Raw genomic sequence first — 20,001 nt, 5'->3', positions numbered from 1 at the left:
GCCGACCGGCATGAACGAGCGCAGCGGCCGCGATCGCCGCCGTGCCGCGCTGCCCGTCCCGTTACGCGGGGTCGGGGTTGAGGCGGACGCCGCGGATGGAGGCGTCGAGGACCTGGGCGGTGTGGGCGGTGCGGATGGTGGCGCCGGTGGTGCGGAGGCCGGCGGTGATCTGCATGAGGCAGCCGGGGTTGGCGGTGACGAGCCAGTCGGCGCCGGTGGACAGGACGTTGCGGGCCTTCAGCGCGGCCAGGTCGGCCGCCGGGGCGGGATTCAGGATGTTGTAGACGCCGGCGGAGCCGCAGCAGATCTCGGCGTCGGGGATCTCGCGCAGGTCGAGGCCCGGGATGCCGCGCAGGAGGGTCCGCGGCTGGGAGCGGACGCCCTGGGCGTGGGCGAGATGGCAGGCGTCGTGGTAGGCGACGGTCAGTGGGAGCGGGTGGCGCGGGGCGGCCGGGCCGAGGTCGGCGAGCAGCTCGGAGAAGTCGGTGACGCGGGCGGCGAGCGCGGCCGCGCGGGGAGCGTACGCGGGGTCGTCGGCGAGCAGCTCGCCGAGGGACTTCAGCGACGAGCCGCAGCCGGCGGCGTTCACGACCAGGGCGTCGATGCCCGCCGAGGCGAACGTGTCCACGATGCCCCGGGCGAAGTCCGCGGCCTCGGCGTGGCGGCCGCTGTGGACGCTGAGGGCGCCGCAGCAGCCCTGCGACGGCGGGATGACCACGTCGCAGCCCTCGGCGGCCAGGACGCGGGCGGTCGCGGCGTTCACGGACGGGAAGAACTCGCGCTGCACGCAGCCGGTGAGCATCCCGACCACGGCGCGGCGCGGGCCCAGGGCCGGCACCAGCGCGGGCAGGGGCACGGATCGGCGGACCGGCGGAGCGAGCGCGGCCAGGGCCGCCAGCCGGCCCGGCAGCCGGGACAGCAGCGGGGAGCCGAGCCGCTGGTACAGCCCGAGCGGCCGCTTCACGAGCGCCAGCCGTCGCGGGTGGGGGAACAGGCCGAACACCAGGCCCCGCAGCGCCCGTTCCGGCAACGGCCGGGGATGCTCCCGCTCCACCGCGACTCGGGTCTGCTCGATCAGGGTGTCGTACCGGACGCCGGACGGGCACGCGGTCACGCACGCCATGCAGCCGAGGCACGCGTCGAAGTGGCCGGCGGCGGACGGGGTCAGCGGCTCGCCCTCGAGGCGCTGGCGCATCAGCTGGATGCGGCCGCGCGGGGAGTCCATCTCCTCGCCCCACAGCACGTACGTCGGGCAGGTCGGCAGGCAGAAACCGCAGTGCACGCAGTCCGAGACGAGCCCGGGGTCGACGAAAGGTCCTTCGAGCACCATCAGATGCCCCCCACGAACCGGCCGGGAGCGAGGATGCCGAGCGGGTCGAACTGCTCCTTCACCCGGCGCATCAGGTCGAGGCCGTCGACGTGCCCCCACACGTCGACGCGGGACCGGACCGCCGGCGGGGAGGTGAGCACCACGCAGTGGCCGGCGCCGGCGCGGGTGGCGGCGCGCAGGTCGCTGACGACGCCGACGACGGAGCCCGGGTCGGTATCGCCGGGCAGGCCCGCGTAGAGGACGCCGGTGCCGGCCGAGCCGCGCACGTGCAGCCTGACGTCGTGCAGCTGCGCGGTGACGCCGACGGCGGTCAGCAGGTACGGCACCCGCGACAGCGCCGACGTGAGCTTGATGCCGATGTCCCCCGGCCGCCACGGGTAGGTGCCCCAGCCGGGCGGCGGGGTCTCGGCCGTGCCGGCGCCGTCGCCGAGCAGCTTCTCCAGGTCGGCCGCGCGCTGGGCGACCCCCTCGGGCACGCCTTCCACGAGCGCCGTCACCGTCAGCGGGTCGGTGTCGACCTCCAGGGCGCTCGGCACGACCTGGGCGCCGAGGACCGCCGCGAGGACCCGCGCGGCGTCGTCCGGGCCGTCCACGCGGACCGACACGAACCGGCGGGCGGCGGGCAGCGGGTGCAGCCGGAAGACGCACTCGGTGATGACGCCGAGGGTGCCGTACGACCCCGCGACCAGCTTGCCGAGGTCGTATCCGGCGACGTTCTTGACGACCTTGCCACCGGCCTTCGCCACGACCCCGTCGGCGCGGACGACGGTGACGCCGATGAGCAGGTCCCGGACGGTGCCGTACAGCATGCGCCGCGGGCCGGACGCGTTGACCGCGACGGTGCCGCCGACGGTGGCGCCCGGCAGCGGCTCGTCCAGCGCGAGCTGCTGCCCGGCGGGGCGCAGTGCCTCCTGGACCTGCCGCAGCGGCGTGCCGGCGCGGACGACGGCGACGAGATCGCCGGCGGCGTGCTCGACGAGCCCGCACAGGTTGGACGTCTCCAGGATCAGGTCGAGCCGCTGCGGCGGCAGCGCCCAGTCCTGCCTGGTGCCGCCGCCGCGCACGACGAGCGCGAGGTCGTCGCCGGCGGCGCCGCGGACCACGTCGGCGACCTCAGCGGTCGACGCGGGCGAGGCGACGGCGGCGGCCGGCACGCCCGCGATCCGCGCCGCCGGGACGGGTGAAGCTCCAGCGATCATGACCTAGAAGACCTCCGCGATGCCTGGCTGATGCTGCGGATGGGTGCCCTTGCGCCGTCCCGGTACCTCGCCGCACAGGCGGGGCGTCGGGAAGATCTTGCCCGGGTTCGACAGCCCGTGCGGGTCGAACGCGCACCGCACCAGCTGCATCGTGTCGAGGTCGTCGGCGCTGTACATGCTGGGCAGGTGCTTGGCCTTGTCGACGCCGACGCCGTGCTCGCCGGTGATCGACCCGCCGTGCTCGACGCAGATGTCGAGGATGGCGCCCGACACCGCCTCGGCCCGCTCCGCCTGCCCCGGGACGGTCTCGTCGAAGAGGACGAGCGGGTGCAGGTTGCCGTCGCCGGCGTGGAAGACGTTGGCGACCCGGACGCCGTGGTCGCGGGCCAGCTCGCCGATGCGGGTCAGCACCTGCGGCAGCGCGGTGCGGGGGATGACGCCGTCCTGGACGATGTAGTCGGGGCTGATCCGGCCGACGGCGGCGAACGCCGACTTGCGGCCCTTCCAGAACAGGGCCCGCTCGGCGTCGTCGGCGGCGATGCGGATCTCGAACGCGCCGTGCTCCCGGCAGAACGCCTCGACCGCGGCGAACTGGGCGTCGACCTCGGCCCGCGGCCCGTCCAGCTCGACGATGAGCACCGCGCCGGCGCCGCCCGGGTAGCCGCAGTGCACGGCCGCCTCCGCGGCCTCGATCGCCAGGGCGTCCATCATCTCGATCGCCGCCGGCACGACCCCGGCCGCGATGATCGCCGACGTGGCGGCGCCGGCCTGGTCGGTGCCGGGGAAGGCGGCGAGGAGGGTCCGGACCGTCTCCGGGAGCCGGACGAGGCGCACGGTGACCTCGGTGGCGATGCCGAGGGTGCCTTCGGAGCCGACGAACGCGCCGAGCAGGTCGTAGCCGGGTGCGTCGGGTGCCCGCCCGCCGAGCCGGACCAGGTCCCCGTCGGGGGTGACGATCTCGACGCCGGTGACGTGGTTGGTGGTGAAGCCGTACTTGAGGCAGTGCGCGCCGCCGGAGTTCTCCGCGACGTTGCCGCCGATCGAGCATATCTGCTGGCTGGACGGGTCGGGCGCGTAGTAGTAGCCGTGCGGGGACGCGGCGCGGCTGACCTGCAGGTTGATCACGCCGGGCTCGACCACCGCCCGCTCGTCCTGCGGGGCGACCTCGCGGATCGCGCGCAGCTGCGAGGTGACGATGAGCGCGCCGTCGGCGTGCGGCAGCGCCCCGCCGGACAGGCCGGTCCCGGAGCCGCGGGCGACGAACGGCACCCCGGCGGCCACGCACGCCCGGACCGTGTCGGCGCACTCCTGGGCCGTCCGCGGCAGCACGACGACCGCGGGCACCACCCGGTAGTGGGTCAGCCCGTCGCACTCGTACGTGCGCAGCTGCTGGCGGTCGGTGAGCACCTGCTCCGGCAGCAGGAATTCCCGCAACCGCGCCACCAGCCCTTCAATGGTCATGGCATGCGGTCGTACGCCGGCAAGGTCAGGAAGTCGATGAACTCGTCCGCCACAGCCACCTCCATGAACAGCGCCCGCGCCTCCCGCAGGTCCCGGCCGAGCGCGGCCAGCTCCTCGTCGGCGATCCGCTCGACCAGCTCGCGCGTCACGGGCGCACCCGTATCGGCCAGGGTGACACCGTTGTGCAGCCACTGCCAGACCTGCGACCGGGAGATCTCCGCGGTCGCCGCGTCCTCCATCATGTTGTTGATCGCGACGGCGCCGCTGCCCTTGAGCCATGCGTCGAGGTACTGCACGCCGACGCTCACCGCGTTGCGCAGCCCCGCCTCGGTCTGCTGCCCGGGCGTGTCACCGACGGCGAGGAGGTCCTCCGCGGTCACGGTCACGTCCTCGCGGAGCCGGTCGAGCTGGTTGGGCCGGTCGCCGAGCACGCCGTCGAACACGGTCCGGCACGTCTCGACGAGGTCGGGGTGCGCGACCCAGGATCCGTCGAACCCGTCGCCGGCCTCGCGGGTCTTGTCGGCGGTAACTTTCTCGAACGCCACCTTGTTGATCTCGGGGTCGCGCCGGCTCGGGATGAACGCCGCCATGCCGCCGATCGCGTGCGCGCCCCGCCGGTGGCACGTCCGCACGAGCAGCTCCGTGTAGGCCCGCATGAACGGCACCGTCATCGTCACCGTGTTGCGGTCCGGCAGCAGGAAGTCCTTGCCGCGCGTCCGGAACTTCTTGATGACGCTGAACATGAAGTCCCACCGGCCGGCGTTGAGGCCCGCCGAGTGCTCGCGCAGCTCGTACAGGATCTCGTCCATCTCGAACGCGGCGGGGAACGTCTCGATCAGCACGGTGGCCCGGATCGTGCCGGTGGGGCGGCCGAACCGCTCCTCCGCGAACGCGAACACCTCGTTCCACAACCTGGCCTCCAGATGCGACTCCATCTTCGGCAGGTAGAAGTACGGCCGGGTGACGAGGTGGTTGTGGAAGAAGTAGAGCCCGAAGTCGGTCAGCGAACCGGACGTCGGCGCGCCGTCGACCAGGATGTGCTTCTCCGGCAGGTGCCACCCGCGCGGGCGGACCACGACGGTGGGGCGCGGTCCGCCGGTGAGCTCATAGTGTTTTTCGCCGGAGGTGTACGAGAGGGTGCCGGCATTCGCGTCGCGCAGGTTCAGCTGGCCGCCGATGACGTTGGCCCACAGCGGCGTGTTGGCGTCCTCGTGGTCGGCGAGCCACACCTTCGCGCCCGAGTTGAGCGCGTTGATGGTCATCTTCGCGTCCGTCGGCCCGGTGATCTCGACCCGCCGGTCGACCAGGCCCGGCGCCGGCTCGGCCACCTGCCAGTCGCCCTCCCGGATCTCGCGCGTCTCGGGCAGGAAGCCGAGCGTCCCTCCGGCGGCGAGCTCCGCCTCGCGCTCCTTGCGGGCCTGGAGCAGCTCCAGCCGCCGGGCGTCGAACGTCCTGTGCAGATCTGCCAGGAAACTCTGAGCTTCCTCGGTCAGGATCTCGGCGAATCGGTCGTCGAGCGGTCCGGTAATCTCGACGCCCTGAACAGTGCCCATGACATGACCCTATCGGCTGCGCTGCCACCCGGGGCGTGTCGCGGCGCGTGTGATATGGGAAGCTCTGGCGAACAAAACTCAGGTCCGCCGGATTATCGGGTCCGTCCAGCAGGGGAGTCTTCCAACTGTGAGCGATCGGGGCAGAAGCCGCCGCACTGCGAGGTCGACCAAGGCCACTCCGCCACAGGCGGCACCGGACACCGAGGTCGAGCCCACCGCGGACGCGGAAAGCGACACGACGAACACTGAGCCGACCGAGGCCGAGGGCGTGGCCGAGGAGACCGTGTCGTTGGGCAAGAAGGACGACCCGGACGCGGACGCCGAGGCGGCCGACGGTGCCGGCGACGACACCGCCGACGAGGACGGTGACCCGGCCGACGCCTCGGACGCCGCAGCCGGCGACCCGGACGCCGCCGCGGACGGCGACGACCCGGACGCGACCGCAGACGACGACGAGCCCGACAAATCGGATAAGTCCGACAAGTCGGCTAAGGCGAAGAACGCGAAGACCGTCGCGCCGGCGACGAAGGCGGAGAAGCGCGCCGCCGCGCGCATCGCCGCCGCGAAGGTCGCCCGCCGCCGTCGTGCCGGGCAGGCGATTGCCGGCACGATGATCGTCCTGCTGGTCGTCGGCGGCGCGTTCGCCGGCGTCTGGTACTTCGGCGACCGGGCCGAGAAGAACCGGATCAAGTGCAAGCCGGTCGGCGACGCCAACGCGTTCCCGCCGCTGCTCGGCGGCATGGACAAGGGCCTGGCGACCGAGCCGAAGATCACCGCCAGCACCGAAGAGATCACGTCCCTCAAGACCAAGGTCCTCATCAAGGGCGACTGCAAGGCGGTCAAGGCCGGCCAGACCGTCACGGTCAACTACGTCGGCGCGACCATGAAGGACGGCAAGGTCTTCGACGCGTCCTGGCCGCGGAAGAAGACGATCGAGATCCCGGTCGGGCAGAAGCAGCTCCGCAAGCAGCCCCAGGTCATCGAGGGCTGGGACGAGGGCCTCGTCGGCCTGAAGGTCGGCAGCCGCGTCCAGCTCGACATCCCCGGCAGCAAGGCCTACGGCGACGACGCCCCCGAGGGCTACCCCAAGGGCACGCTCCGCTTCATCGTCGACATCCTCGACGCGAAGGACGCGGACGACAGCGGCGGCCTGCCCGCGGGCTTCGGCGGCTGAGCACCGGCCCCGCACGACGCAAGCGAGGCCCCACCGGCAGCAGGCCGGTGGGGCCTCGCCGTGTATACGGTCGGAAGATGACAGCTGTCCTGCTCACCGGCGCCACCTCGGGCCTCGGGCGGTGGCTCGCGCCGCGCCGCGGCTCGGCGCGGCCGGCCTGACCGTCCTGCTGCACGGCCGCGACCCGGACAAGGTCGCGCGCGGTGTGGCGGAGGTCCGCGCGGCCGGCGGCACCGCCGAAGGCCTCGTCGCCGACCTCGCGAGCCTGGCCGAGGTGGACCGGCTCGCCGCGGCGGTCGCCGGCCGCGACGACCTGACGATCCTGGTCAACAACGCCGGCGTCGGGTTCGGCCCGCCCGGCGGCGCCCGCGAGGAGAGCGCCGACGGGCACGAGCTGCGCTGGGCCGTCAACTTCCTCGCCCCCGTCCGCCTCACCACGGCGCTGCTGCCCACGCTCACCGCCAACGCGCCCGCCAAGGTCGTCAACGTCGGATCCATCGGCCAGGCGCCGATCGACTTCGACGACGTGGAGCTGCGCCGCTCGTACGACGGCGTCACCGCCTACCGGAGGTCGAAACTCGCGCTGGCGGCGTGGAGCCTGGACCTTGCCGACGACCTTGCCGGCGAACTGGAGGGACGCCTGGCCGGCGGCGAGGTGTCCGTCAACTGCCTGCACCCGGCGACGTTCATGGACACCCAGATGGTCCACGATTACGGTGCCGCGCCCAGGTCGACGGTCCAGGAGGGCGGCGAGGCGACCCTGCGGCTGATCCTGCACGAGCGGGGCACCGGCGGGTTCTTCGACGGCGACCGGCCCGCCCGCGCGCACCCCGACGCCTACGACCCCGAGGTGCGCCGCCGGCTCAGGGCGATGTTTGGTTCCGCCGCCACCGGCAAAGCACAAACGCATGAGCAGAGCGACTGTCGGTGAGGCACTGATCGCCAGGCTGGCCGACTGGGGGGTCGACACGGTGTTCGGCCTGCCCGGCGACGGCGTCAACGGGATCATGGAGGGCCTGCGGCGCAACGCCGACCGGGTCAGGTTCGTGCTCGTGCACCACGAGGAGGCCGCCGCGTTCATGGCGGTCGCGCACGCCAAGGCCACCGGCCGGCTCGGCGTCTGCCTCGCCACCTCCGGGCCCGGCGGCATCCACCTCGCCAACGGCCTCTACGACGCGAAGCTCGACCACGCCCCCGTCCTGGCGATCACCGGGATGCAGGAGTCCAGCGTGATCGGCACCGCGTACCAGCAGGAGGTCCACCTCGACCGGCTCTTCGAGGACGTGGCGGAGTACAACGAGACGATCGGCAACCCGGCGCAGGTGCCGTCGCTGGTCGACATCGCCGTCCGCACCGCCCTCGCCCGGCGCGGCGTCGCGCATCTCACGGTCCCGAACGACGTGCAGGTCGCGACCGCCGGCGACAACCCGTTCGAGACCGTCGGGCCGACCCGCGCGCCGGCGACCGCGCCCGTGCTGGTCGCGCCGCCGGTGCGCCCCGCCGACGACGACCTCCAGGCCGCCGCGGACCTGCTCAACAACGCCTCGAAGCCGGCGATCCTGGCCGGCATCGGCGCCCGCGGCGCCGGACCCCTCGTCGAGCTGGTCGCCGACGTGCTCGGCGCGCCGATCGTGAAGTCGCTGCTGGGCAAGATGGTCGTGCCCGACGACTCGCCCTTCGCGCTCGGCGGGCTCGGCCTGCTCGGCACCGCGCCCAGCGAGGACCTGATGCAGGAGTGCGACGCGCTGCTGATGGTGGGCACGAACTTCCCGTACACGAAGTTCCTCCCGGCGCCAGGCCAGGCGCACGTCGTGCAGATCGACGTCGAGCCCGCGCGGGTCGGCACCCGCATCCCCACCGACGTGCCGCTCGTCGGCGACGCCGCGGCCACCTGCGAGGCCCTGCTGCCCCGGCTGCGGCGGCGCACCGACAGGCGTTGGCTGCTGCGGTACCAGGAGAAGATGCGCGACTGGCGGGAGCGCATGGCCGCCACCGAGCGGGCGGACCGGGACCCCATCGCGCCGCAGTTCCTGGCCAGCACGCTCGACCGGGTCGCCGCGCCCGACGCGATCCTCGCCTGCGACTCCGGCACCGTCACCACGTGGGCGGCCCGGCACTGGCAGGCCACCGGCGGCCGCGAGTTCTACCTCTCCGGCACCCTCGCGTCGATGGCGCCGGGCCTGCCGTACGCGATCGCGTTGCAGCACGAGTACCCGAACCGGCAGGTCATCGCGTTCGTCGGCGACGGCGGCTTCGCGATGCTCATGGCCGAGTTCCACACCGCGGCCCGCTACAAGCTGCCGATCAAGGTCGTCATCAACGACAACAGCGCCCTCGGCATGATCGTCTGGGAGCAGATGGTCAACGGCTTCCCCGAGTTCGGCGTCCGGTACGGCGACGACCCGCTGGCCGACTACGTCGGCTGGGCGCGCGGCTGCGGCGCGTACGCGGCCCGCGTCACGGACCCGATCGCCCTGGAGAACGTCCTCGGCGAGGCGTTCGCCTTCGACGGGCCGGCGCTCGTCGACGTCGCGGTCGACGCCGACGAGCCCCCGATGCCGGCCAGCGTCACCTACCAGCAGGCGGCGAAGTTCGCGGAGGCGTTCGTCCGCGGCCAGCCGCGCAAGGCCGCGATCGCCACCACGCTGCTGAAGGACCGGATCACCCGCCTGTGATCCTCCGGCGGATCCGGTGCCTTCCGCGGACCCGCACCGACCTCGCCCACAGCCTGGTCCGGCCGACGGTCATCGTGATACCGCCCGGGATGTCGAGGCCGCCGAGCCCGGAGACACCGCCGACGAGCACCACGCCGCCGATCGCGACCAGGCCGGTGCCGGTCAGCAGGTACACCATGGAATCCGGCTGCTCGGCGGTCTGCTGCCCGGTCATCTGCGCCGTGTGAACCATCGGCGGGTCAGGTCTTCGAGCCTGCGCGGCGCTCAACGAGCCCACCGCGATGGCGGCGCCGGCGACGCACACCCATGTCCGAGTTCTCATAATCGCGGACGCTAGGTCGCAAACGGGTGACTCGTCGCTCACACACGTTCACCTGGGACAGGTGAAGGAACCTCTCACCCGTGGCATTGTGTGCCCGTGCTGATCTATAAGATCCTGCTGCCCGCCGAGTGGGCGGCGTTCGAGGCGAACGGCCGTTTCGACGGCTCGCCCCTGGACCTGCGCGACGGCTACATCCACTGCTCGTCCCGCGACCAGGTGGCCGGCACGGCCCAGCGCTACTTCGCCGACGTGCCCGACCTCGTCGTCGTCGCCATCGACGCGCAGACCATGGGCATGTGGCTGCGCTGGGAGACCTCCGCCAACGGCGGCCTGTTCCCGCACGTCTACGCCCCCCTTCCCCGCGCCGCCGTCGCCGCCGTCCACCGCATCGCCGGCGCCGCCTCCGTCGACGACGTCATCCCCGCCTGACCGCCGCCCGCCGCAAACCGCGACCCCGCGTAGCTCAGCTGTGCGACGTGGGGAGCGGCGGAAGCGCCCCGAACGTCTCGGCCGGCAGCCCGTCGGGCCCCCAGAAGATCCACCGCCACGCCCCGGAGCTCGCGCCGACGAGATCCCCGGACACCGCGTCGAAGACCGCCATCTCGCTGCCGTCGAATCCGTGGACGACGAACCGGTCGGCCTGACCGGTCGTCGCATCCCAGATCCGAACGGTGGTGTCATCGGCGCCGCTGGCCAGGTGAGCACCGTCCGGTGACCAGGCCACCGACCGGACCCAGTCGGTGTGCCCGGAGATGTGCAGCTGCGCTTCGCCGGTCACCGCGTTCCAGACCCGCACGCCGTCGTTGCCACCGGTGGCCAGGCGGGTGCCGTCCGGCGACCACGCCACCGCGTTCACTGAGCTGGTGTGACCGGCGAGGCGGAGGTGTTCGGCACCGGTCACCGCGTCAAAGATCAGCACGTTGCGGCCGCTGCCGGTGATGAGGTGGGTGCCGTCCGGCGACCACGCCACCGCGTTCACTGAGCTGGTGTGTCCGGCGAGTTGGAGGTGTTCGGCGCCGGTCATGGTGTTCCAGACCCGCACACCGTTGTCGCCGCCGGTGGCCAGGAGGGTGCCGTCCGGTGACCAGGCCACCGACCGGATCCAGCCGGTGTGCCCGGCGAGCTGGAGGTGTTCGGCGCCGGTCACTGTGTTCCAGACCTGCATTCCGTTGTCGTTGCCGGTGGCCAGGAGGGTGCCGTCCGGTGACCAGGCCACCGACCGGATCCAGCCGGTGTGTCCGGCGAGCTGGAGGTGTTCGGCGCCGGTCATGGTGTTCCAGACCCGCACACCGTTGGTGCCGCCGCCGATGGCCAGGAGGGTGCCGTCCGGTGACCAGGCCACCGACCGGATCCAGCCGGTGTGTCCGGCGAGCTGGAGGTGTTCGGCGCCGGTCACTGTGTTCCAGACCTGCACACCGCTGCCGCCGCCGGTGGCCAGGCGGGTGCCGTCCGCAGACCACGCCACGACGTCCACCGAGTCGGTGTGTTCGGCGAGCTGGAGGTGTTCGGCGCCGGTTACCGCGTCGCAGATCAGCACGTCACTGCCGCTGCCGGTGGCCAGGCGGGTGCCATCTGGAGACCATGCCACCGCGTTCACCGAGTCGGTGTGTCTGGCGAGTTGGAGATGTTCGCCGGTCACGGTGTTCCAGACCCGCACGCTGTACTTCCTCGCGATGGCCAGGCGGGTGCCGTCTGAAGACCACGCCACGACGTCCACCGAGTCGGTGTGTCTGGCGAGTTGGAGGTGTTCGGTGCCGGTCACCGTGTCCCAGAACCGGACACCGTCGGTGCCGCCGGTGGTCAGGCGGGTGCCGTCCGGTGACCAGGCCACCGACCGGATCCAGCCGGTGTGTCCGGCGAGTTGGAGGTGTTCGGCGCCGGTCATGGTGATCCAGACCCGCACACCGTTGGTGCCGCCGCCGGTGGCGAGGAGGGTGCTGTCTGGTGACCATGCCACTGCGTTCACCGGGCCGGTGTGCTCGGCGAGCTGGAGGTGTTCCTGGCCGGTCGTCGCGTTCCAGACTCGGACACCGTTGTCGCCGCCGGTGGCGAGGAGGGTGCTGTCTGGTGACCATGCCACCGCGTTCACCGGGCCGGTGTGCTCGGCGAGCTGGAGGTGTTCCTGGCCGGTCGTCGCGTTCCAGACCCGCACACCGTTGTCGCCGCCGGTGGCCAGCCGGGTGCCGTCCGCAGTCCACGCCACCGACCGGACCCAATCGGTGTGCCCGGTGAGCTGGAGGTGTTCCTCGCCGGTCGTCGCGTTCCAGACCCGCACACCGTCGTTGCCGCCGGTGGCCAGGCGGGTGCCGTCCGGCGACCACGCCACCGCGTTCACCGTGCCGGTGTGCATGCTCGTGACCCAGGGCGTGATTCGAGCGTGTTCCTCGCCCGGCAGGGGAGCGACGAGCAGGCCTTCGGCCGGCTGGGGGGAGGGGGTGCACCACAGGAGTTGCGTGCGGTGGCGGATGGTTCGCGTGAAGTCGACGTCGCCGATGTCGCAGTGGCGCAGGAGTGCGGAGGCGATCAGTACACCGTCGAGATCGGCCTGACTCAAGCTGCTGTCGTGCAGCTCGGCCGAGTCGAGGCGGGCGTCGGTGAGGTCCGCGCCGGTGAGGTCGGTGTGGTGGATGCGGGCGCGGCGGAGGTCGGCGCCGCGGAGGTCGGCGCCGGCCAGGCTCAGCGCGTGTCCGCTCATGCCGGGGTTGCCGATGGTCCACTCGGCGAGGTTCGCGCCGGGGAGCTGGACCCGGGTCAGGGGTTGGTGCGGGTGTCCGTGCTCGGCGGCGCGCAGTGCGTACGCGAAGGCGAGCTCCGACGCCTCCGGCGTGTACTGGTCCCGGATCGCCGCGAGGCCGGTGAGGGCCGCCGCGCGGGCGGGCGGGGTGGCGGCCGCCAGGCACTGGCCGAGGAAGTCGAGGGTTTCCGGGCCGGGCACCGGCATGGCCACCGGGTCGGGGCCGGTGGCGGGGACTTCGCGCAGCGCCCGGAAGAGGTGGCGGGCGAGGAAGTACTCGAACAGCGAGCGGTGGCCGAAGGTGAACTCGTCGCCGTCGCGGCTGAGGAACGTGGCGGTGCGGAAGTCGGTCTTCCACAGGTCGGGGACGTTGTCGCGGTAGTGGCGGCGGAGGTCCGGGCGCTGGTCGAGAAGGTCCAGCAGCCAGTCGTCTACGTCGCCGGCGGTCCAGGAGTTGCGGCCCGAGCGCCAGATCTCCGCGGCGATCGCCTCCATGAGCAGGTGCTTGTGGTCGGGCAGCAGGGTGTGCTTGCCGCTGTCGCGGGCCAGCCACCGCTCGACCACCTCGCCGTAGAGATCGACGGCGCGCACCGCCCGGCCCTTGAGCTTCGCGGTCTCGATGAACTCGACCTGGTCGGAGATGAGCTTCAGCGTCATCGGGCGGCGGGCCAGGTCGGTGAGGTCGTGGACGCTGCCGATGAGGGTCAGGAACGCCTCGACCTTGTCCGGCTCGGCGTCGAGGTTGCCCGCGAGGTAGTCGCGGATCTGCCGCTCGCCGAAGGGGAGCATCAGCAGCGCCAGGTAGTCCTTGCCCTGCGGGCCCTGCCGGTCGTCGCCGGTGAAGAAGTTGACCTCGTCGCGGATCGTGCGGAAGTACTGCGTCCGGCAGGTCACCAGCATGCGGGTGCTGGTCGTGCCCTCGACGGCGCGCCACAGCTGGCGGATGAAGAGCCGCTGGTCGTGCGGCTCGAGGTGGACCAGCGCCTCGTCGAGACCGTCGAAGATCACGACGGCGTCGCCCTGCGTGAGCCGGCGGCGCACGGTGTCGGCGGAGAGCCGCTCCCGGGGCACCGCCGCGGGCCGGCTGGCCTCCAGCATGCTGTCGAGGATCGTGTCGAGCGTGATCGCCCGGCTCAGGTCGCCGGCGCGGACATCGCGGAGGTCGAACAGCAGCGGCAGCGGCGCCCCTTTCGAGCGCTGGTCGAGCAGCGCCCGCGCGAAGAGCTTCGCCGTCGTGGTCTTGCCCAGGCCGACGTCGCCCAGCAGCGCGCACAGCCGCGGGCCGTCCTGCGCCATGGCCCACTCCAGCAGCCGGTTGACCGCCGCCAGCGCCGGGCCCCTGTCCGGCGCCTCGAGGTGGGACTCCCGGAACGTGGTCTCGCTGACCTCGGCGTCCACCAGCACGGTGCTGTCGTTGCCGCCGCGGCGGTCCGTGAGCCGCTTGGTGTGCTCCGCGAGCTCCGCCGTGGCGTCGAGCGCCGGCGCCGGCTGCGCCCGGACCTCGGCGTGCAGCGCGTCGACGAGCGCGTCGATGTACTGCTTGCGCTGCTGCTCCCCGCGCAGCACGGCCCACGGCTGCTCGCGGCGGCGCACCCCGCGTCGCGGCAACGGCCCGAGCGTGGGCGTCGCGTCGGGCAGGGCGGTCAGCGCGAAGACGACCCGGCGGCCGGGCCGGTCCAGGACGCGGTGCCGCTCGGCCGAGTTCGCCTCGTCGGTCAGGTACGACGGGCTGAGCAGCACCACGCGGACGTCCGCCTGCGCGCAGAGCCGATCGCGGCTGTCCTGCAGGTTCTCGCCGAGGCCGATCGAGTCGGGGTCGGCGACCTCCCACTGCCGTTCGCCGTCGAGCTGGAGGTGCTGGCGGAGCAGCCCGACCAGCTGGCGCGTCGGCCGGGAGCCGGCGTCGGCGGCGGCGACGCTGACATACACCCTGGTGCGTCGCGAGTCCCCCAGCTCGGTGACCTCGGGCGCGATCGGGTGCGCGATGCCGGTGTCGTCGGCCGCCCTGCCCGTGAACGCGACGATGCCCGCGTCCGTCAGGTCACCACCGGCGAACCAGCCGTGGCGGCGCTCCGGCGGACTCTTGCGGGGCTCCAGCTCCAGCTGCAGGTCGACGCCGGCCGTCTCGGCCGCGCGGTTGACCCGTCCCCGGAAGTCCTGGAAGGCGTCCTGGCCCCGCGCCTGGTCGGCGGGGAACTCCGCCTCGTCCAGCGCGGAGCGCAGCAGGAACCGTCCGCCCGCGTCGAGGAGCCGCACGATCACGTTCAGCCGGGCCGCCTGCAGCTCGGTCACCGCACCGGCGGCGCGCAGCGCCTCCACGCGGGCGACGGCCTCCGCCGGAGGGAGCGGGGTCACAGCGTCACGAACCCGTTCAGGTCGAGGACCCGGGCGCGGATCGAGTCGGCCAGCCTGTTGGCGAAGATCGTCCGCTTGACGCCGGACAGCTCGGCATAGCTGCCCTGCTCCTGCCCGAAGATCAGCTGCTGCTCGATCCCGCCGAGGTCACGGTGCGGGCCGAACGACGGCAGCGGGCCCAGCGCCACCGGCAGCGAGCCCTTGTCGGCGGTGGGCCCGGCGAACCGGGGGAGCTCGTGCTGCCGGATGAACGGCCGGGTGAAGTAGGCGCTGGTCAGCAGCAGCAGCCCGAAGTCGGCCTCACCGAACCGGCCGACGATGGCCGGGCCGAACTCCTCGCCGCAGGTCAGGTGGCTGTCCTGCCACCACTGGACCTCCAGGTCCCGGAAGAGCCCGAGCGCCGGCAGCAGGTCACGCAGCAGCGCTTCCTTGAGTCGCTGGTCCCGATGGCACCAGCTCAAGACGATCCGCACCGACCGCATCAGGACCACCCCGGATAGCCCGGATCGACCCGGGATGGCGACGACGCTAACACAGCGGAGCGTGACCGGTCGCTCGCTGCGGCGTCGGGTAGGCGACTGCCGGAGTCACCCGCGTACGGGTCGCCGATGCGGCGGCAGCTAGGGTCTCGGCATGGACGAGGGGCAATCCCGGAGCCGGTGGGCGGGCGACGCGGTGGCGGTGGCCGGGTATCTCGCCGGTGCGATCGTGCTCTGCGGGCGGCTGCTGGCGCATCCCGGGCAGCGGCTGCCGTACACGCCGGGGGACCGGATCCTCGCCGAGTACTACCTGGCGTGGGCGGCGCGGTGCGTGCGGCACCTGGAGAACCCGTTCCTCCTCGACCGGCTGAACGCGCCGGTGGGCGTCAACGGCATGGCGAACACGACGATGTTCGGGCTGGGGCTGCCGCTGGCGCCGGTGACGATGCTGGTCGGGCCGGGGATCACGTTCGACCTGCTGGTGGTGCTGACCCTCACCGCAACCGCGGCCGCCTGGTTCTGGCTGCTGTCCCGGCACGTCGTGGACAACAGGGTCGCCGCCTGGGTGGGCGGGCTCGTGGCCGCGTTCGCGCCGAGCGTCGCCAACCACGCCACGTTCCACCCGAACCTCACGGCACAGTTCCTGGTGCCGGTCATCGTGTGGCGGGTCGTGAAGCTGCGCGACGCGCCGGTGCGGGGCGGGCTGATCCTGGCCGCGCTGGTGGTGTGGCAGGTCTTCATCAACGAGGAGACGCTGTTCATCACGGCGCTCGCCATCGGGGTGTTCGGGCTGCTGTGGCTGGTGCAGCGGCCCCGCGAGGTGCGGGCGTTGAGCGTCCTCGCCGGGCTCGGGGTCACGCTCCTCGCGACGGCGGTCGTGCTCGCGTTCCCGCTGTGGTGGCAGTTCTCGGGCACGGGCGCCTACCGCGGCGGCGAGAAGCAGATGACGGCGTTCCACACGGACCTGCTGGGGTTCACGTCGTTCTCGCGCAACTCGGTCGCCGTGCGGTTCAGCGAGTTCCAGCCGGAGCCCGGGTTCTCCGCCGAGCAGCACGGCTACTTCGGCTGGCCGCTCGTCATCGCGGTCGCCGCCGTCGTGGCGTGGCGGTGGCGGGAGCCGCTCGTGCGGTCGCTCGCCGGCACCGGCGCCCTGTTCGCGGTGCTGTCGCTGGGCAACGAGCTCACGCTGTACCAGCGCGAGATCGGCGTCCCGGGCCCCTATGCCCTGCTGCGGCACCTGCCGCTCTTCGACACCCTGCTCCCGACGCGGCTCGGCGAGGCGGCCACCTGGGCGGTCGCGCCGCTGGTGGCGATCGGCCTCGACCGGCTGCCCGCGCCGGCGGGAATGCGGCTGCTCAAGGCGGGTCTGGTCGCGGCGGTGCTGGTGCCGGCGGCGCCGGTGCCGATCAAGGTGTTCGACCGGCCGCCGGTCCCGGCGTTCATCGCGTCGGGGGAGTGGCGCTCCTTCGTCGGGCCGCAGGAGTCGGTACTGATCGTGCCGCTCGCCACGTTCGAGCACTGGACGGCGATGAGCTGGGCGACCGCGACCGGCACCGAGCTGCGGATGTCGCACGGTTACTTCCTCGGCCCGGCCGGCGGCGTGCAGGGCCGGCACGCGACCGTCGGCGCGCCGGCCCGGCCGACCGACCGGCTGATCAACGCCGCCACCGGCACCCACCAGGTCACCGCCGTCACCGACCTCGACCGGGAGCAGGCCAGGCTCGACCTCGCCTACTGGCGCACGTCGATCGTCCTGGCCCCCGACGGTCCCGCCGCGGCGGCGGAGCGCGGCACCCTCGACGCGCTGCTCGGGCCGGGGCGGCTGACCGGCGGGCTGTGGCTGTGGGACGTCAGGAACCCCTGACCCGGCAGCGTGCGCGGGAAGGGCCGGCCCAGCGGATGGCGTACGTCATGGTGGTGTCCCCTCGAAAGTCGTCCGACTGAAGGGAATCCTCGCGCCCGCCGGGGCGGGGCAGCAGTGCGCCGGCACCAGTGCCGGATGGATGCTGGCACCACATCACAGGGGGATGCTCGCCCGCACCGTGGTCCCCGCGCCGGCCGGGCTGTCGACGGTCAGGGTGCCGTCCAGCAGCGCGATCCGGTCCGCGAGCCCGCGCAGCCCCGAGCCGAGCCCGGCGTCGGCGCCGCCGCGCCCGCCGTCGGTGACGGTCACGACCAGCTCCGCGCCGGACACGGCGACATCGACCCGGGCGGTGCCGGTCCCCGCGTACCGGGCGACGTTCGTGACCGCCTCGCTCACCACGAAGTACGCGGTCGCCTCGACCGCCGGCGGGAACCGGCCGGCCGGCAGCTCGCCGAGGCGCAGCTCGACCGGGCTGCGCCGGGCCATGTCGGCGAGGGCGGCACCCAGCCCGTACCGGGTGAGGCTCGCCGGATGGATGCCCCTGGCGAGGTCGCGCAGCTCGATCGCGGACTCCTCCAGGGCGGCGATGGCGTCGTCGAGGATCGCCGCGGCCCGCGCCGGCTGGTCGGGCAGGGCGGTGCGGGCCCTGGCGAGGGTCATGCCGAGACCGACGAGGCGCTGCTGCGCGCCGTCGTGCAGGTCCCGTTCGAGGCGCTGCCGCTCGCCGACCGCCGCCTCGAGCACCCGGCGGCGGGACGCCTTGAGCTCCTCGGCCACCCTGTGCCTGTCGCTGAGGTCGCGGAGGTACCCGCTGAAGACGGCCGGACCGGCGACCGCGACCCGCGTGATGGTCAGCTCGACCGGGAACTCGGTGCCGTCGGCGCGCCGGCCGGTCGTCTCGACGCGCTGGTCGAGCAGGCGCGGCTCGCCCGAGGCGAGGAGCCGGCGCAGCCCCTGCCGGTGCGCCTCGCGCAGCGCGGGCGGCACGATCAGCTCGGCCAGCTCGCGCCCGACGGCCTCGTCGCGGCGGTAGCCGAAGGTCCGGCACGCGGCGGGGTTGAACTCGAGGACCATCCCGTCGGCGTCGGCGATGACGACGCAGTCCAGCGCGGCGTCGAGCACCGCGCGGAGACGGGCCTCGCTGCGGCGTACCGCGTCCGCCGCCCGCGCCCGGTGCAGCGCGTCACCGATGCGGCGGCCCAGGCTCTTCGCCGTCGACACCAGGTCCGGCGGCGGCTCGGCGAGCGTGCTGGTGAAGAACTCGACGATCCCCTCGACCCCTTCCGCGCTCCGCAACGGGAAGCAGAACGCGGCGGACAGGCCGGCCTCACCGGCGGCGGCCGCCCGAGGGAACGCCGCCTGCCGCCCGAACTCGCGCACCCACGCCGGCTCGCCGCGCTGCCACACCGCGCCCGGGAGCCCTTCGCCGCGGGCGAGCACGAGGTCGCGGGTCGCGGTCTCGAACGCCGCGAACCGGTCCGACGTCGACCACGTCGCCACGCACCGCAGCCCGCCGGGGGTCACCTGCCACATCGCGCCCGCCGACCAGCCGAGGGCCCGGCCGATCGCGTCGAGGACGGGCCGCCCGGCCGGCTCCGGGGTGGCGAGGATGTCGGCGACGGCGTGCTCCAGGCGGAGCAGGAGGGCGAAGTCGACGCTCACGGGTCCTCCGGGGCAGGCGGTAGGTTACGGACCCATGAGTATCCGGGTCGTGGTGGCGGATGACAGTCTCCTGGTCAGGGAGGGTGTCAAGGCACTGCTCAGTGACCAGGCCGACCTGTCGGTGATTGGACTCGCCGCCGACCACGGGGAGCTTTTGTCCACTGTGGAGCGGTTGGCGCCCGATGTCGTGGTCACCGACATCTGCATGCCGCCGACCAACACCGACGAGGGCGTCCGGGCCGCGATCGCGCTGCGGGGCAGCCACCCGGCGATCGGCGTGGTGGTGCTCAGCCAGTACGACGACCCCGCGCACTCGACCGCGCTGCTGCAGGACGGGGTGGCCGGCCGGGCGTACCTGCTGAAGGAGCGCCTGGCGCAGCCCGGCCAGCTCGCCGACGCGGTCCGGGCGGTCGCCGGCGGCGGCTCCGTCATCGACCCGCGGATCGTGGAGACGATGCTCACCGCCCGCGCCCGCCCGGCCGGCAGCGCGCTGCGCCACCTGACCGCCCGGGAGCGGCAGGTGCTGGCGGAGATGGCCACGGGCGCCAACAACTCCACGATCGCGGAGCGCCTGTTCGTCACGGTCCGCGCCGTCGAGCGCCACATCAACTCGATCTTCGCCAAGCTCGGCCTCGTCGAGGAGGGTGAGACCCACCGCCGGGTCGGCGCCGTGCTGCTCTACCTGGCCGATCGCGACTGAGACGTGCCTTGTGGTGCGTGCACCACAGGCGTTCGTGGTGCGGCCGTCGTCGCCCGCCGGTGGGGGAGCGGGCAGGCTGGGCGGGTGGACGAGGACCTGAGCGAGCTCCTGCCGCGCGGGCTGCACCGCGTGGAGGACGCGGCCGGCGTGCACGTGACCGGCGTGCGGGACGGGTTCCGGGTCGACATCCGCCACACCGGCGGCGCCATGGTCACCCGGGTCGCGGCGGCCGTGCCGGAGCTGCAGGCCCTCGGCAACGCGGCCGGCACGCTCGTCCCCGACGCGGGCGCGCCGCCGACGGCCGTCGCCGCGCTGTGCCGGGCCGGGTCGTCGTGGCGCGACGTGCGCGTCAGCGGCGGCCCCGGCGGGCTCGTCGCGGTCCGCCGGTCCGAACTGTCCGAGTACGCGCACGACCTGCGCCTGCTGGAGACCCTCGCCACCGCGCTCGGCGGCACGCCGGCCTAGAGCCGCCGTTCGGAGCGGCTGTTCAAAG

The 20,001-nt window shown here is 73.3% G+C and carries 15 protein-coding genes; 7 read left to right on the top strand and 8 right to left on the bottom strand.

Features of this window, described 5'->3' with window-relative positions; translation table 11 throughout:
• Positions 1-61: 61 nt before the first annotated feature.
• Genes ABD332_RS16285 through aceB form a run of 4 tightly spaced genes read right to left on the bottom strand, consistent with a single transcriptional unit; the run spans position 62 to position 5,543 of the window.
• A complete protein-coding gene (locus ABD332_RS16285; RefSeq protein WP_344502746.1) occupies positions 62-1,330 on the bottom strand; it encodes a (Fe-S)-binding protein in 1,269 nt (422 codons plus the stop codon).
• Positions 1,330-2,529 carry an FAD-binding oxidoreductase gene (locus tag ABD332_RS16280; RefSeq protein WP_344502745.1) on the bottom strand — a complete coding sequence of 400 codons (1,200 nt, stop codon included), beginning with the start codon at positions 2,527-2,529 and terminating at the stop codon, positions 1,330-1,332. Before ABD332_RS16280 ends, ABD332_RS16285 begins: the two co-directional genes overlap by 1 nt.
• Positions 2,530-2,532: 3 nt before the next feature.
• Positions 2,533-3,990 (bottom strand): FAD-linked oxidase C-terminal domain-containing protein, encoded by a 1,458-nt coding sequence (locus ABD332_RS16275; RefSeq protein ID WP_344502744.1) that lies wholly within the window; start codon positions 3,988-3,990, stop codon positions 2,533-2,535.
• Entirely contained in the window at positions 3,987-5,543 is a 1,557-nt protein-coding gene (gene aceB / locus ABD332_RS16270; protein WP_344502742.1) for a malate synthase A, read from the bottom strand. Before aceB ends, ABD332_RS16275 begins: the two co-directional genes overlap by 4 nt.
• 268 nt (positions 5,544-5,811) lie before the next feature.
• On the opposite strand from aceB, the gene ABD332_RS16265 reads away from it, so the two are divergent.
• From ABD332_RS16265 to ABD332_RS16255, 3 genes are all read left to right on the top strand, one after another.
• Positions 5,812-6,717 (top strand): FKBP-type peptidyl-prolyl cis-trans isomerase, encoded by a 906-nt coding sequence (locus ABD332_RS16265; RefSeq protein ID WP_344502741.1) that lies wholly within the window; start codon positions 5,812-5,814, stop codon positions 6,715-6,717.
• Between the two features lie 121 nt (positions 6,718-6,838).
• On the top strand, positions 6,839-7,648 hold the full coding sequence (locus ABD332_RS16260) for an SDR family NAD(P)-dependent oxidoreductase (RefSeq protein ID WP_344502740.1): 810 nt from the start codon (positions 6,839-6,841) through the stop codon (positions 7,646-7,648).
• Positions 7,626-9,392, top strand: a complete 1,767-nt coding sequence (locus ABD332_RS16255; protein WP_344502739.1) for a thiamine pyrophosphate-dependent enzyme — start codon at positions 7,626-7,628, stop codon at positions 9,390-9,392. The genes ABD332_RS16260 and ABD332_RS16255 overlap by 23 nt, the downstream gene beginning before the upstream one ends.
• On the opposite strand, the gene ABD332_RS16250 is transcribed toward ABD332_RS16255, so the two are convergent.
• Positions 9,379-9,714 carry a hypothetical protein gene (locus tag ABD332_RS16250; RefSeq protein WP_344502738.1) on the bottom strand — a complete coding sequence of 112 codons (336 nt, stop codon included), beginning with the start codon at positions 9,712-9,714 and terminating at the stop codon, positions 9,379-9,381. The two genes, ABD332_RS16255 and ABD332_RS16250, sit on opposite strands and share 14 nt — an antisense overlap.
• 96 nt (positions 9,715-9,810) lie before the next feature.
• On the opposite strand from ABD332_RS16250, the gene ABD332_RS16245 reads away from it, so the two are divergent.
• Complete coding sequence (locus tag ABD332_RS16245; RefSeq protein ID WP_344502737.1) at positions 9,811-10,143, top strand: DUF952 domain-containing protein; 333 nt, start codon at positions 9,811-9,813, stop codon at positions 10,141-10,143.
• Positions 10,144-10,177: 34 nt separating this feature from the next.
• Here ABD332_RS16245 and ABD332_RS16240 read toward each other — a convergent pair whose 3' ends face one another.
• Both ABD332_RS16240 and ABD332_RS16235 read right to left on the bottom strand, forming a co-directional pair.
• The gene (locus ABD332_RS16240; protein WP_344502736.1) at positions 10,178-14,803 is read right to left on the bottom strand and encodes a WD40 domain-containing protein; all 4,626 of its coding nucleotides are present in this window, start codon (positions 14,801-14,803) and stop codon (positions 10,178-10,180) included.
• Positions 14,800-15,285 carry a hypothetical protein gene (locus ABD332_RS16235; RefSeq protein ID WP_344502735.1) on the bottom strand — a complete coding sequence of 162 codons (486 nt, stop codon included), beginning with the start codon at positions 15,283-15,285 and terminating at the stop codon, positions 14,800-14,802. The genes ABD332_RS16240 and ABD332_RS16235 overlap by 4 nt, the downstream gene beginning before the upstream one ends.
• A gap of 151 nt (positions 15,286-15,436) precedes the next feature.
• Between ABD332_RS16235 and ABD332_RS16230 the strand changes: the two genes are divergently transcribed.
• Positions 15,437-17,146, top strand: a complete 1,710-nt coding sequence (locus ABD332_RS16230) for a DUF6311 domain-containing protein (protein ID WP_344502734.1) — start codon at positions 15,437-15,439, stop codon at positions 17,144-17,146.
• Positions 17,147-17,299: 153 nt separating this feature from the next.
• On the opposite strand, the gene ABD332_RS16225 is transcribed toward ABD332_RS16230, so the two are convergent.
• Positions 17,300-18,808, bottom strand: a complete 1,509-nt coding sequence (locus ABD332_RS16225) for a PAS domain S-box protein (RefSeq protein WP_344502733.1) — start codon at positions 18,806-18,808, stop codon at positions 17,300-17,302.
• Between the two features lie 34 nt (positions 18,809-18,842).
• On the opposite strand from ABD332_RS16225, the gene ABD332_RS16220 reads away from it, so the two are divergent.
• Positions 18,843-19,508 (top strand): response regulator transcription factor, encoded by a 666-nt coding sequence (locus ABD332_RS16220; protein WP_344502732.1) that lies wholly within the window; start codon positions 18,843-18,845, stop codon positions 19,506-19,508.
• 84 nt (positions 19,509-19,592) lie between these two features.
• A complete protein-coding gene (locus ABD332_RS16215; RefSeq protein WP_344502731.1) occupies positions 19,593-19,973 on the top strand; it encodes a hypothetical protein in 381 nt (126 codons plus the stop codon).
• The last annotated feature ends 28 nt before the right edge of the window (positions 19,974-20,001 follow it).

The organism is Dactylosporangium maewongense (genome assembly GCF_039531485.1).
GTDB lineage: Bacteria > Actinomycetota > Actinomycetes > Mycobacteriales > Micromonosporaceae > Dactylosporangium > Dactylosporangium maewongense.
This window is presented reverse-complemented; position numbering and strand designations above follow the sequence as displayed.